This window comes from Bradyrhizobium sp. USDA3516 (genome assembly GCF_057651995.1).
Map to the genome: position 1 here is coordinate 788,834 of NZ_JBYGYN010000002.1, position 13,448 is coordinate 802,281.

Annotated in this window: 14 protein-coding genes; 2 read left to right on the forward strand and 12 right to left on the reverse strand. The window is 64.7% G+C overall.

Features of this window, described 5'->3' with window-relative positions; genetic code table 11:
• Positions 1-12: 12 nt before the first annotated feature.
• The 3 genes from AC24YW_RS09600 to AC24YW_RS09610 all read right to left on the reverse strand — a co-directional run bounded on the left by AC24YW_RS09600 (position 13) and on the right by AC24YW_RS09610 (position 3,902).
• Positions 13-1,302, reverse strand: a complete 1,290-nt coding sequence (locus AC24YW_RS09600) for a M16 family metallopeptidase (protein WP_487482481.1) — start codon at positions 1,300-1,302, stop codon at positions 13-15.
• Positions 1,299-2,717, reverse strand: coding sequence for a threonine synthase (gene thrC / locus AC24YW_RS09605; protein WP_487482482.1), 1,419 nt, complete (start codon positions 2,715-2,717; stop codon positions 1,299-1,301). Before thrC ends, AC24YW_RS09600 begins: the two co-directional genes overlap by 4 nt.
• A gap of 540 nt (positions 2,718-3,257) precedes the next feature.
• Positions 3,258-3,902, reverse strand: coding sequence for a response regulator transcription factor (locus tag AC24YW_RS09610; RefSeq protein ID WP_487482483.1), 645 nt, complete (start codon positions 3,900-3,902; stop codon positions 3,258-3,260).
• 86 nt (positions 3,903-3,988) lie between these two features.
• Here AC24YW_RS09610 and AC24YW_RS09615 point away from each other — a divergent pair, with 86 nt between their 5' ends.
• Entirely contained in the window at positions 3,989-5,326 is a 1,338-nt protein-coding gene (locus tag AC24YW_RS09615) for an ATP-binding protein (RefSeq protein WP_487482484.1), read from the forward strand.
• A gap of 1 nt (position 5,327) precedes the next feature.
• Here the strand turns inward: AC24YW_RS09615 and AC24YW_RS09620 are convergent, their stop codons facing one another.
• The 9 genes from AC24YW_RS09620 to coxB all read right to left on the reverse strand — a co-directional run bounded on the left by AC24YW_RS09620 (position 5,328) and on the right by coxB (position 12,430).
• A complete protein-coding gene (locus tag AC24YW_RS09620; protein ID WP_487482485.1) occupies positions 5,328-5,693 on the reverse strand; it encodes a nuclear transport factor 2 family protein in 366 nt (121 codons plus the stop codon).
• 116 nt (positions 5,694-5,809) lie between these two features.
• Positions 5,810-6,565, reverse strand: coding sequence for an SURF1 family protein (locus AC24YW_RS09625; protein ID WP_487482486.1), 756 nt, complete (start codon positions 6,563-6,565; stop codon positions 5,810-5,812).
• Positions 6,562-6,963 (reverse strand): DUF983 domain-containing protein, encoded by a 402-nt coding sequence (locus tag AC24YW_RS09630; RefSeq protein WP_487482487.1) that lies wholly within the window; start codon positions 6,961-6,963, stop codon positions 6,562-6,564. The genes AC24YW_RS09625 and AC24YW_RS09630 overlap by 4 nt, the downstream gene beginning before the upstream one ends.
• Positions 6,964-7,060: 97 nt before the next feature.
• A complete protein-coding gene (locus AC24YW_RS09635) occupies positions 7,061-7,957 on the reverse strand; it encodes a cytochrome c oxidase subunit 3 (RefSeq protein ID WP_487482488.1) in 897 nt (298 codons plus the stop codon).
• A 78-nt stretch (positions 7,958-8,035) separates the two neighbouring features.
• A complete protein-coding gene (locus AC24YW_RS09640; RefSeq protein WP_487482489.1) occupies positions 8,036-8,689 on the reverse strand; it encodes a cytochrome c oxidase assembly protein in 654 nt (217 codons plus the stop codon).
• A 5-nt stretch (positions 8,690-8,694) separates the two neighbouring features.
• Complete coding sequence (locus AC24YW_RS09645; protein WP_035996586.1) at positions 8,695-8,871, reverse strand: hypothetical protein; 177 nt, start codon at positions 8,869-8,871, stop codon at positions 8,695-8,697.
• Positions 8,868-9,812 carry a heme o synthase gene (locus AC24YW_RS09650; protein ID WP_487482490.1) on the reverse strand — a complete coding sequence of 315 codons (945 nt, stop codon included), beginning with the start codon at positions 9,810-9,812 and terminating at the stop codon, positions 8,868-8,870. The genes AC24YW_RS09645 and AC24YW_RS09650 overlap by 4 nt, the downstream gene beginning before the upstream one ends.
• A gap of 61 nt (positions 9,813-9,873) precedes the next feature.
• A complete protein-coding gene (ctaD, locus tag AC24YW_RS09655) occupies positions 9,874-11,490 on the reverse strand; it encodes a cytochrome c oxidase subunit I (protein WP_487482491.1) in 1,617 nt (538 codons plus the stop codon).
• A gap of 85 nt (positions 11,491-11,575) precedes the next feature.
• On the reverse strand, positions 11,576-12,430 hold the full coding sequence (gene coxB, locus AC24YW_RS09660) for a cytochrome c oxidase subunit II (RefSeq protein WP_487482492.1): 855 nt from the start codon (positions 12,428-12,430) through the stop codon (positions 11,576-11,578).
• 458 nt (positions 12,431-12,888) lie between these two features.
• On the opposite strand from coxB, the gene AC24YW_RS09665 reads away from it, so the two are divergent.
• On the forward strand, positions 12,889-13,422 hold the full coding sequence (locus tag AC24YW_RS09665) for an invasion associated locus B family protein (RefSeq protein ID WP_487482493.1): 534 nt from the start codon (positions 12,889-12,891) through the stop codon (positions 13,420-13,422).
• Positions 13,423-13,448: the final 26 nt, after the last annotated feature.

Here is a 13,448-nt window from a genome sequence, read left to right on the forward strand (position 1 = left end):
CGCGCGCGGCTCCTAATGCAGCCGCGCCTTGGCGCGCGCCCGTGTCAATCCTTCCGCAAAAGACACCGCCGTGTCCAGACCCCTGCCGCTGCCCAATGCGACAACCGCAGGCCGGCTGCGCGACAGCAGCGCACGGGCCGCATCCCGCGTCGATTCGATGCTGACGGCGTCGATCCGGGCGACCAGTTCCTGCACCGTCTGCGGCCGTCCATAGGCCAGCACATGCCGGGCGAGCTGCTCGGCGCGGGATGAACAGCTCTCCAGCGCCATCAGCAGCCCCGCCTTCATCTGCGCCTTGGCCCGGGCGATCTCGGCGTCGGTCAGCGTCTCCACCGAATCGTTCATGATGTCGACCACGACCTCCATCATCTCCGGCGCGTCGGCGGGATCGGTGCCGGTATAGAGGCCGAAGAAGCCGGTGTCGGTGTAGGGCGCGTGGAAGGTATAGATGGAGTAGCAGAGGCCGCGCTTCTCGCGCACCTCCTGGAACAGGCGCGACGACATTCCGCCGCCGAGGACGTTGGTGAAGACCTGCAGCGAGAACAGCGAAGGATCGGTCTGCGGTATCCCCTCGAGCGCCAGCGTCAGATGCGCCTGCTCGAGCTCGCGATGCACCACCTTGGCGCCGCCCTGGCCGAACCGGGCGGCCTGCGGCTTCGGCCCGGGCGTCGCCTCGAAGCTCGCAAACCGCTTTTCGACCTCGGCGACGACCTGGCCGTGGTCGACCGCGCCGGCCGCCGCCACCACCATGTCGGGTCCGCGATAATGCGTCGACAGATAGCCGCGCAGCATGTCGCGGTTGAAGGCGCGCAGCGTCTTGGCGGTGCCGAGCAGCGAGCGGCCCATCGGCTGGTCGGGATAGCAGAGCTCGTTCAGATGCTCGAACACGACGTCGTCGGGCGTGTCCTGCGCGGCACCGATCTCCTGCACGATGACGTTCTTCTCGCGCTCCAGCTCGTCGGGCTCGAAGGCGGGATTGGCGAGGATGTCGGCGAGCACGTCGAGCGCGAGCGGCACGTCGGCCTTCAGCACCCGCGCGTAATAGGACGTGGTCTCGGTCGAGGTGCCGGCATTGAGGTCGCCGCCGACCGCCTCGATCTCCTCGACGATCTCGCGCGAGGAGCGTCTGGTCGTGCCCTTGAACGCCATGTGCTCCAGGAGATGGGAGATGCCGTGCTCGTTCGGCTTCTCGTCGCGTCCGCCGACGCCGGCCCAGACGCCGAGCGCCGCCGTCTCGAGGTGGGGCATCTCGTCAGTGACGACGGTGAGGCCGGAGGCAAGCTTGGACATCTCGACGCTCATCCGGCAACTCCCTGCTTTGCGGCGCGGCTGGCGGACAGCACGAACCGCTCGAGCTCGACCTGATCGTTCTTCATCACCCTCATGTGTTCGGATTTGGTCATCAATCCGTCGAGCCAGGCCGGCAATTGCGGCCGCTGGCCGCAGGCCGCCTCGACGGCGTCGGGGAATTTGGCCGGATGGGCGGTGGAGAGCACGATGCTCGGCACCCTCGTATCGGTGGTGTCGCGGTCGGCGACGGCGAGCGCCACCGCAGTATGGGGATCGACCAGCTCGCCTGCTTCGCGCCAGGCGGCGCGGATCGCAGCCGCTGTCTCGGTCTCGTCGGCGCGCCCGGCATCGAACTCCTCGCGGATCGCGGCGAGTGTCGCATCGGGCAGCACGAAGCGGCCGGACTGCTTCAGCTGTTCCATCAGGCGGCGTACGCCGGCGGCATCGCGCCGGCCGGCCTCGAACAGCAGCCGTTCGAAGTTCGAGGAGATCTGGATGTCCATCGACGGCGATGCCGTCGCGTGCACCTCGCGCACCTCGTAGATGCCGGTCTTCAGCGTGCGCGCCAGGATGTCGTTGACGTTGGCGGCGATGTGCAGGGTGCGCACCGGCAGCCCCATGCGCTTGGCGACGTAGCCGGCGAAGATGTCGCCAAAATTGCCGGTCGGAACGACGAAATCCACCGCGCGCCCGGGCGCACCGACCGCGACGGCGGAGGTGAAATAGTAGACCACCTGGGCGACGATACGCGCCCAGTTGATGGAATTGACACCGGAGAGCGAGGTCGCATCGCGGAAGCGATGGTTGTTGAACATCCCCTTCACGAGCGCCTGGCAATCGTCAAAGGTGCCTTCGACGGCGAGCGCATGGACGTTGGCCGCGCCCGTCGTCGTCATCATCCGCCGCTGCACCTCGGAGATGCGGCCGTGCGGAAACAGCACGATGAGATCGACATTGCCGAGGCCCGCAAAGGCTTCGACCGCGGCGCCGCCGGTATCGCCTGAGGTCGCGACCACGATGGTGGTGCGCTGGCCGCGCTTTTCGAGCACATGGTCCATCAGCCGCGAGATCAGCTGCATCGCCACGTCCTTGAAGGCGAGCGTCGGACCGTGGAACAGCTCCAGCACGAACTGGTGCGGGGACATCTGGCGCAGCGGCACCACCGCAGGATGGCGGAAGGTGGCATAGGCCTCGTTCGCCATGCGTCCGAGCTCGGCGTCGGAAATCTCGCCGCCGGCGAAGGGACGAATCACGTCGACCGCGACCTCCCAATAGGGACGACCGAAGAAGCCGGCGATCGTCTCGCTCGGAAGCTGTGGCCATGCCGCCGGCACATACAGGCCGCCATCGCGGGCGAGACCGGTCAGCATCACGTCACAAAAGCCGAGTTCGGGGGCTTCGCCCCGGGTCGAGATATAGCGAGTCAAACTGCCCTCCAAAGGCGGCCGGACCGAAGCTCGACCCTTAAGCCTTTGATTTTATGTAATTACTTGTCAACAGCCAGAGGCTTTGAACCAACCATAGAGTGTTTTGCGGCATCGGGAAACCGCTTCCGGCTTGCCCCCGTGCCCAATGAAAAAGGGCTGCGGCATCGCCGCAGCCCTTCTCTTGGAAGGCCTGTCGTTGTGTGCAGACCGGTTGCCTTATCGGGGTCGCCGACCCCTCAAAACTGTTCCGGCAAGCTTTCGTCGCCCGTCACGAAATCGTCAAGTCCAAAACCCGGCGCGGGTCGAAAATGTTCCTGTTTTTCCCGACCCGGTTCGGACTCGGCCTGCAGTATCCAGCTGAAATATTGGCAGGAATTCCACATCTTCCCGTAGAAGATGTGGGAACGAATACAGCCTCGGCTCATTGTGTCGGCGGATGCGTGTCAGCCCGTTGTCCATGCATTGCCCGGCCACCGGCGGGATCGACCCGTCTTCCGAACCGCTGCATCCTGAAGCGGCCAATTCGGTCGCTGGCGAAGGTCAGTTCATCCCGATTTCCACTGCGATCCGGATCAGGTCGGAATGGTTCTTGGCGCCAAGCTTCTGCTTCAGCAGGGACGTGGTGTTGGCGACCGTCTTGTAGGAGATCCCGAGCGCCTCGGCGACCTCGACGATCTTGTCGCCGCGTCCGAGCAGGCGGAGAATTTCGAGCTCCCGCGGTGTCATCTGTGACGCGGGGTTGGCCTTGATCGCCGCGCCGGAAAACGTCACGGCTTCCGCAAGCTGCGGCGAGATGAAGTTGTCGCCCGCGACCACCTTACGCACCGCTTTCAGCAGGATCCTGGGATCGTCGCCCTTGGAGACATAGCCCTGCGCCCCGAGCTCGACGGCCCGCACGACGAAGGCGGGATCGTCGTTCATGCTGAACATGATGATCTTGGCCTCGGGATCGTCCTTGCGGATGCGCCGCATCAGCTCGAAACCGGAGACGTCGGGCAGGCTGATGTCGATCACGGTGACATCGGGCCGCTTGCTGACATAGGCACGATGCCCGGATTTGGCATCGCTCGCCTCGTCGATGCGGATTGAATTGTCGGATGCGAACAGGGTGCGGCAGCCGGACAGCACCACGGGATGGTCGTCGACGATCAGCACCCTCGTGGCCAATTTGGCGGTATCTTGCATCGCGCACTCTCTTGTTTTTCGACTCATAGCCCGCCGGGAATAAATGGAAAGAGCAAATCCCGCCGATACGCGTTAGAATTGACCTAATGTGGCGACGACTCTCGTTCCGGACGCAATTGTTTCTCCCGCTCGGCGCGAGCCTTCTCGCAGCCCTGATCCTGGGCGGCATATTACTGCAGATATTTGCAGCAGGTCAGGTAGCTGATGAACACGAGCCGGCTCGACGTTCGATCCAGACCATCGCCGCCGCGCTCAACAGCACTCTGCGCGCATCGGACAATCCGCAAAAGACCCTCGATGCATTCGTTCAGTCCCTGGACGCCTCCACGGATATTCAATTCCGCCGCATGGACGGAGGTCCCCCGCCTTCTCCGAAAGACTTGCGCAATCTGAAGAAGGTTCCGCAATGGTTCGTCGGCTTCATCACCATACCAGAGATGGAAGCGGCGTTTCCGATCGTCATTGACGGCCGACATGTCGGCGATATCGTGTTCTTCCCGGACATATCGGCCGACTTGTTCGAGAAGTGGATCGGCTTCCTTGCGCTGACGAGCCTGGTCGCTGTCCTGATGGTGCTCACCGGCACAGTTGCCTATGTCTTCGCCGGGTCGGCCCTGCGCCCCCTGCAGCATCTCGGCGACGGTCTTACGCGGATGCGGCGCGGCGACTACGCAACGCCGATCCCGGTCGGAGGACCGCCGGAGATCCGGCAAAGCTGCGAGGAAGCCAATGCGCTGGCAGCGACACTGGCGCAACTCAGCCAGGACAATCGCGATCTGATGCATCGCCTGGTGTCGCTGCAGGATGACGAGCGCCGCGATCTCGCCCGCGAACTGCACGACGAGCTCGCGCCCCTCCTCTTCAGCATCCGCGCCGGCACGATCGCGCTGACCGAGACCTCTCAGCCAATGGGACATCTCGGCAATTCGGCACAGGACCTGCTGCAATCTGTCGAGGCACTGCAGCAGACCAACCGCCGCATTCTCGACCGGCTGCGGCCGCTCTATATCGAGGAGCTCGGTCTATCGAGCAGCGTGCAAACACTGCTCCGGAATTTTCGCAAGCAGGCACCTCATATCGTGCTGACGGATGCGATCGATGGCGATCTCAGTGGAATCGGCGGGCCGCTGGCGCAGACCGTCTATCGGGTGATCCAGGAGGCGCTGACCAACGTGCTGAGACATGCCAACGCCGGCAACGCACACGTGCAGGCGACGGTTGCCGACAAGACGCTTGTCATCGAGATCTCCGACGATGGCGGCGGTTTCCCTGCGGACAATGTCTTCGGCCGGGGCCTGACCGGCATGCATGAGCGTGTGCGCGCGCTCAGCGGATCGCTATCGCTGTTGCGCGTGGATGACCGAACCTACGTGCGCTGCCGCCTTCCGGCGCAGACGATACGGGACGTTCCACATCCAGGCTGAATCAGCAGGCGCAGCCAACATGCGCATTCTGTCGCGCCGGTTCGCACAGCGTGCTGCGGATCTTGCCATCCGGGCTGAAGCGGAACGAGGCCTGAATGCGCAGCGCGCCGGCGACGGAATATTCCAGGTGGACGCCGTGGGGCGCGGGATGGATCTCTTCCAGCCCGAACCCTGCCAACAAGAAGGCGCTGAGCCGCGGCTGCCAATAGGCCTCGATCTCGCTCCGGCCACGATAGCGCCGCGCGCCGTCGCAGGTGCATTCGAGCTGCGCGTCGTCGGCATAGAGGTCGAGCAGGGCTGCGAGGTCGCCCTTACGGCAGGCATCCACCCAGTCGACGATAATTCCCATCTGGTCGAAATCACTCACGCCGCAATCCTATCTGCCGCGGACAATACCCGGCGGGCTTAGAACCACACTCGTGAATATGGGCTGAATAATAAACCCCGGGCGATACCGGGTTCCCTCAAGGAACCGCCAATAATTTAGCTCTGCCGCCGGCTTCGTGCCCACACGGCGAAGGCGATGAGCACGGCGCCTGCTAGCGTGAACCAGGTGATCGCATATTGCAGATGGTCGTCCTTGAGATTCACCTCGAGCGGTCCTGGACGCGGGATGCCGTTCGCCGGCGCGGGCCGTTCGAGATCGATATAGAACGGCGCGACCGCCCCCCAGCCGAGCACGCTTGCGATTGCCAGATGATCGCGCACGAACCAGAGCCGCTTGCCGCGATCCTCCGCCGGCGTCAGCCAGCTTGGCGACTCGGGAAAGCGCAGGTAGCCGGTGAGCTCGACCGGCTCGCCCGTGACGAGCTTGTTCACCGCCCGGTCCTCGACGCCGCGGTCCTGCATCGTGTTCTCGACGAAGCCCGCGTCGATCACGACCATCTCGCCGCCGGGAAGCCGTGCCGGCAGGAACGCCCAGGTGCCGGGGCCGGAGGCGTCCTTGCGCACCGCGGAGCCGGAGGAATAGACCATCGCATCGGGGAGGGCGGCGTAGGTCGCGGTGAAGCTGACGCGGCGGAATTCGTCGCGGGCGGGATTGAGCACGGCCCATTGCGCGGACGGCGGCAGCGCAACCGGCGCAGCCGCAAGCCGCTCGGTGAGCGCCGCAATCAGCTCGTGCTTGGCTGTGCGGCGCTGCAACTGCCAGACGCCGAGCGCGACGAACACCGCCGTCAGGAACAGCGTGAACAGCGCGAAGCCGGCCACGGAGGCCTTGCGCGAAGCAGGCTCGTTCATTTCGCGCGATCGACCAACCGGCCCGGCGCCGCCTTGTGGTGGAATTGCAGCGCGATCAGCAACGACTTCATCGCGCGCAGCGGCAACAGCGTGGTGGCGAGGATGAGCGGCAGCCAGAGCACCGCATGCAGCCAATATGGCGGCTGGTATTTGACTTCGACGATGAGGGCGCACGCGACGACGATGCCGCCGGCCAGCATGATGATGAAGATCGCCGGACCGTCGCCGCTATCGATGAAGGCATAGTCGAGCCCGCAACGGTCGCATGCCGGCGCGAGCGTCAGAAAGCCCGCATAAAGCTTGCCCTGGCCGCAGCGCGGGCATTTGCAGGCAAGTCCGCGCAACGCGCTTTGCAGGACGGTGGTTTCGGACTGGGGGGTGCCGGCACTGTGGTTCATGATGGCGGACTCTATCACAGTTTCCGGCGAAACTTCCGGCGGCCGGAAAGCGAAAGGGCGGCCCTGCGGCCGCCCTTCCTGATCGGTTCGATACGGCTCAGTGCGCGGCGTGGGCCATGGTCTCGGCGCCGCGTCCCCAGACGTAAATGCAGAGGAACAGAAACAGCCAGACCACGTCGACGAAGTGCCAGTACCAGGCCGCGAACTCGAAGCCGAGATGCTGCTTCGGCGTGAAATGGCCGGCATAGGCGCGGAACAGGCACACCAATAGGAAGACGGTGCCGACCAGCACATGGAAGCCGTGGAAGCCGGTCGCCATGAAGAACGTCGCGCCGTAGACGTTGCCGCCGAAGGAGAACGCCGCGTGGGCGTACTCGTAGGCCTGCACGCAGGTGAAGAGCGCGCCGAGCACGACGGTGAGGATCAGGCCGTATTTCAGGCCCTGGCGGTCGTTCTCGAGCAGAGCGTGGTGCGCCCAGGTCACGGTGGTGCCTGACGTGAGCAGGATCAGCGTGTTCAGCAGCGGCAGATGCCAGGGATCGAAAGTCTCGATGCCCTTCGGCGGCCAGGTGCCCGGGACCGCGCAGGCGCCGGGCTGCGTGCCGAGGCCGCAACCGAACACCGCATCGCGGGTGGCGTGGACGGCATCGGCCGGAAACAGCGCCGCGTTGAAATAGGCCCAGAACCAGGCGACGAAGAACATCACCTCGGAGGCGATGAACAGGATCATGCCGTAGCGGTGATGCAGCTGCACGACCCGGGTGTGGTCACCCTTGTACTGGGCTTCCTTGATCACGTCGGCCCACCAGCTCGCCATGGTGTAGAGCACGCCCACGGTGCCGACGCCGAACACGATCGGCGCCGCCGAGAACATGTGGTGCATCCAGGCGACCGCGCCGACCGCCATGATGAAGGCCGAGAGCGAGCCGACCGCCGGCCAGGGAGAGGGATCGACCAGGTGATAGTCGTGATGCTTGGTGTGCGCCGTGGCCATTTCCGTCTCTCTCCTCAATCCCGTGCCTGTCCGGCACTTATCCCCTTGCGTCCGACCGCCTGCGCGTGTGCCCTGCGGTCAAAGATTTCCCTTGCGCTTGTCGCCCTCGCCCGATGCCAGCGGTTTCACCACGGGATCGCGCACCGGATAGAACGTGTAGGACAGCGTGATCGTGCTCAGCCCGTCGTTCTCGTGGTCGGCGGCGAGCGACGGATCGACGTAGAACACGACCGGCATCTCGCGCTTCTCACCGGGCGCCATGGTCTGCTCGGTGAAGCAGAAGCAGTTGATCTTCTGGAAATAGGCGCCGACCGTCAGGGGCGCGACGTTATAGGCGGCCTGGCCTGCAGTGGCGCGCGCCGCCTGGTTGGTCACGGTGTAGAAGACGGTCACCACCTGGCCGATATTGACCTCGATCTCGCTTCTCTCCGGCTCGAACTTCCAGGGCAGTCCGGGCGCGACGTTGGAATCGAAGCGCACCGAGATCTTCCGTGCGATCGGGCCCGTGGCCGGCGCAGAGGTCGCCACTTGCGTCGTGCCGTTGAAGCCGGTGGCGCGGCAGAACCAATTGTAGAACGGCACCGCCGCGTAGGAGGCGCCGACCATCAGCGCGACCACGCCGCCGCAGATGGACGCGACCGCCACATCGCGCCCCAGCCCGCGGCCCTTGCCCGGGTTGCGATGGCCCGACTTGGCGCTGACGTCCTGCGATATGGTCGGCTCGTGATCCATGTTTCCTACATCGGCCGCACGAGCACGGCCGGCCCCTTGACCATGGTGACGGCGAAGAACAGCACCACAAGCACACCGAGCGCCAAAGCGATGGCGATGGAGCGCTGACGACGGCTCTTCCGCTGCGCCTCGGTGAGGACGATTCCTTCCGGCTCGGGTTTGTCGGCCATCGCGGTGATCATGCGCCCCCAACCATCGGAGCAAGCGCCCGGTACACGACCTCTGCCAGCAGGGTCGCAAACAGCGCGAACAGGTACAGGATCGAGAACGCAAACAGCTTGCGGGTCGCGCGCAGCGACGCAGCTCGCGTCCGGCGCAGATAGACGTTGATGGCGAGCGCCAGCATGCCGGCACCGAGGATCAGCGAGACCACGCCGTAGACGGCATCGAAATAACCGAGCGCCCAGGGCGCGGCGGCGACCGCGATCAGCACGATGGTGTACAGCAGGATCTGCAGACGCGTCGCGTCGGGACCGGCGACGTTCGGCAGCATCGGAATGCCGGCGCGCGCGTAGTCGTCGGAGCGGAACAGCGCCAGCGCCCAGAAATGCGGCGGGGTCCAGAAGAAGATGATGGCGAACAGCAGCAGCGGCTCGACGTCGACCGTGCCCGTCACCGAGGCCCAGGCCACCACCGGCGGCAGCGCGCCGGCCGCGCCGCCGATCACGATGTTCTGCGCGGTCCAGCGTTTCAGGCCGATCGTGTAGATCACGACGTAGAAAAAGATGGTGAAGGCGAGCAGCGCGCCCGCGACCCAGTTGACGAGAATGCCGAGCGTCATCACCGAGAAGAAGGCGAGCGTCATGCCGAACGCCATCGCTTCAGGGCGGGTGATGCGGCCGCGCGGGATCGGCCGGTTCGCCGTGCGCGACATCTTGGAATCGATGTCGCCTTCGAGCGCCATGTTGAGCGCCCCGGAGGCTCCGGCACCGACCGCGATGCAGAGCAGCGAGGTGATCGCCAGCACCGGGTGGAAATGCCCCGGCGCCATCGCCATCCCGACCAGCGCGGTGAAGATCACCAGCGACATCACCCGCGGCTTGAGCAATGCGAGATAGTCGCCAACCTCCGCTTCGGAGATGCGGGGATTGATGTCGATGGCGTTGTGGTCGAGGACGGACACTTAGATTGACTCGCTTCGTTGTAGCGCCGCGGCGCCCGTCACGGGCGCCGCGGGGGATTGCTTACTGCACGCGGGGCAGCACTTCGAACTGGTGGAACGGCGGCGGCGAGGACAACGTCCACTCCAGCGTGGTCGCGCCGGCGCCCCAGGGATTGTCGCCTGCCGGCACCTTCTTCATGTAGGCGTCCAGCACGCAGTAGAGGAAGATCAGCACGCCGAAGCCGGAGATGTAGGAGCCGACCGACGAGACCAGGTTCCAGCCTGCGAACGCATCGGGATAATCGATGTAGCGGCGCGGCATGCCGGACAGGCCGAGGAAGTGCTGCGGGAAGAACACCAGGTTGACGCCGATGAAGGTGACCCAGAAGTGCGCTTTGGCGAGACCTTCATTGTACATATAGCCCGACATCTTCGGGAACCAGTAGTACCAGCCGGCGAAGATCGCGAACACCGCGCCGAGCGACAGCACGTAGTGGAAGTGCGCGACGACGTAATAGGTTTCCTGCAGCACGCGGTCGACGCCCGCATTCGCCAGCACGACGCCGGTGACGCCGCCGACCGTGAACAGGAAGATGAAGCCCACCGCCCAAATCATCGGCGCGCGGAATTCGATCGAGCCGCCCCACATCGTCGCGATCCAGGAGAAGATCTTCACGCCGGTCGGAACGGCGATGACCATCGTGGCGGCGACGAAATAGGCCTGCGTCGCCGAGGACATGCCGACCGTGTACATGTGGTGCGCCCACACCACGAAGCCGATGCCGCCGATCGCGACCATGGCGTAGGCCATGCCGAGATAGCCGAACACGGGCTTGCGCGAGAAGGTCGAGACGATCTGGCTGATCATGCCGAAGCCGGGCAGGATCAGAATGTAGACCTCGGGGTGACCGAAGAACCAGAACAGATGCTGGAACAGCACGGGGTCGCCGCCGCCGTCGGGCGCGAAGAACGTCGTGCCGAAATTGCGGTCCGTGAGCAGCATGGTGATCGCACCGGCGAGCACCGGCAGCGACAGCAGCAGCAGGAACACCGTCACCAGGATCGACCACACGAACAGCGGCATCTTGTGCAGGGTCATGCCCGGCGCGCGCATGTTGAAGATGGTGGTGATGAAGTTGATCGCGCCCAGGATCGAGGAGGCACCGGCGAGGTGCAGCGACAGGATCGCGAAGTCGACCGCCGGGCCGGGATGGCCCGAGGTCGACAGCGGCGCGTAGATGGTCCAACCCGCGCCGACGCCGTTGGAGCCCGGCTCGCCCTCGACGAAGGTCGACATCAAGAGCAGCGCGAAGGATGCCGGCAGCAGCCAGAACGAGATGTTGTTCATGCGCGGGAACGCCATGTCGGGCGCGCCGATCATCAGCGGCACGAACCAGTTGCCGAACCCGCCGATCATCGCGGGCATCACCATGAAGAAGATCATGATCAGGCCGTGCGAGGTCACGAATACGTTGTAGGTGTGGGCCTCGTGGAAGACCTGCACGCCCGGATACATCAGCTCGGCCCGGATCGCGATCGACATCGCCGCACCGATGATGCCGGCGATGACCGCGAAGACCAGGTACATCGTGCCGATGTCCTTGTGATTGGTCGAATAGACGTAGCGCCGCCATCCGGTCGGATGGGCATGCTCGTCATGATGCGCGTGATCGCCGTGTGCCGCTGCGCTCGTTGCCATTTTCAAATCCTGCCTTGCGTCCCATTCGGACCTTTGGAGGTCCCGCCCTTTGTCGCTTTCAGTCCCTCAGGCCGTCACCCGGCGCTTACTGCGTCGGGCCGGCCGCGGAGGCGTAGGTGCTGGTGCCGCCGCTCGCAAATTTCTTCTTCGCCGCCTCGACCCAGGAGGCGAACTCCTGGTCGCTCACCACGCGGATCGCAATCGGCATGAAGGCGTGATCCTTGCCGCACAGTTCCGAGCACTGGCCGTAATACATGCCGGTCTTGGTGGCCTTGAACCAGGTCTCGTTCAGGCGGCCGGGAATGGCGTCGATCTTGACGCCGAAAGCCGGCAGCGCGAACGCATGGATGACGTCCGCGCCCGTGGTCTGGACGCGAATCACCTTGTTGACCGGCACCACCATCTCGTTGTCGACGCCGAGCAGGCGGGGCTGCTTGTCCTGCGCCATCAGCGAATCGAACTCGAACTTGCCGTTATCCGGATAGGCATAGGACCAGTACCACTGCTTGCCGGTCGCCTTGACGGTCAGGTCCGCCTTCGGAATGTCGAGCTCCAGGAACAACAGCCGGAACGAGGGCACCGAGATGCCGACCAGGATCAGCACCGGAACGAGGGTCCAGGCGACCTCGATCAGCGTGTTGTGGGTGGTCCGCGACGGCACCGGATTGGCCTTCGCGTTGAACTTGACGACCACGATCACGAGCAGCGCCAGGACGAACAGCGTGATCAGGGTGATCAGCACGAACAGGAAGTTGTGGAACCAGACGATGTTGTCCATCACCGGGGAACCGGACTGCTGGAGCGTCCACTCCCACGGCGCCGGCTGCCCGAGCTCGGCCAATGCCGCACCACCCGTCGCCAGCGTGACTCCAGCCGCCATCAAGGCGGTGGTGGCCAATCCCAGCAATTGCCGGCCCACCCGACCCATCGACATCCTCATGTCGTTCGCGCTCCCCTTCCGAAATCACCCCAAGTGCATTCCCCTGCTTCCGGGAAACGCTTATTCGATCCGCCAGTCCGACAAACCGCCACGCAAGAATACCTCTAAGAGGAATTGGGGCCAGATCGCTAGAACGCGAAATCAAGCCTCTCAAACCATAATTCTTGATCTATCGCAATGCAGTCTTGAGCCCCGCCTGTCAGCCATCACCGGCAAGATATTTCCCAGCAAGATCAGACAAAAATACCGTTCCCCGGGACGCCGCGGCTTGACAGCGGAATTGCCCGCGGTAGGCACTGGAAGACTGCCACGCAGCAGCCTGATTCGTGCGGGCAATGGCGGTGTGGGCGGCGCGGAATTTGCTTGGGAATCGCCTTCAAGACGCCGTCATTCCGTATCAGTCCGCCAGACCAGTCCGCCAAGCGCGAGCAACCCAGGCGAGCAGAGGGACCGACCCGATGGGGCTTTCGAGATCGATGGCAAGGCCGGCCAACGGCGTCCCGGCGCTCGCCGCCCTCGTGGCTGCGATCGTCCTCATGGCACTTCCAGGGCTCGCCCATGCGCAGGGCGCGGTCCGCTCCGTCCATGGCGACTGGCAGATCCGCTGCGACACGCCGCCCGGCGCCCAGACCGAGCAATGCGCCCTGATCCAGAGCGTGGTGGCTGAAGACCGCTCCAATGCCGGCCTGACCGTGATCGTGCTCAAGACCGCCGACCAGAAGAGCCGGCTGATGCGCGTAGTCGCCCCGCTCGGGGTCCTGTTGCCCTCCGGCCTCGGGCTCAAGCTCGACAACCAGGACGTCGGCCGCGCCGGCTTCGTCCGCTGCCTGCCCAACGGCTGCGTCGCCGAGGTCGTCCTGGAGGACAAGCTGCTCGGCCAGCTCCGCAGCGCCAAGACCGCGACCTTCATCATCTTCGAGACCCCCGAAGAAGGCATCGGCTTCCCGCTCAGCCTGAACGGGCTCGGCGAGGGGTACGACAAGCTGCCGTAGGGGCGGCTAACCTTGGCAATCCTTTT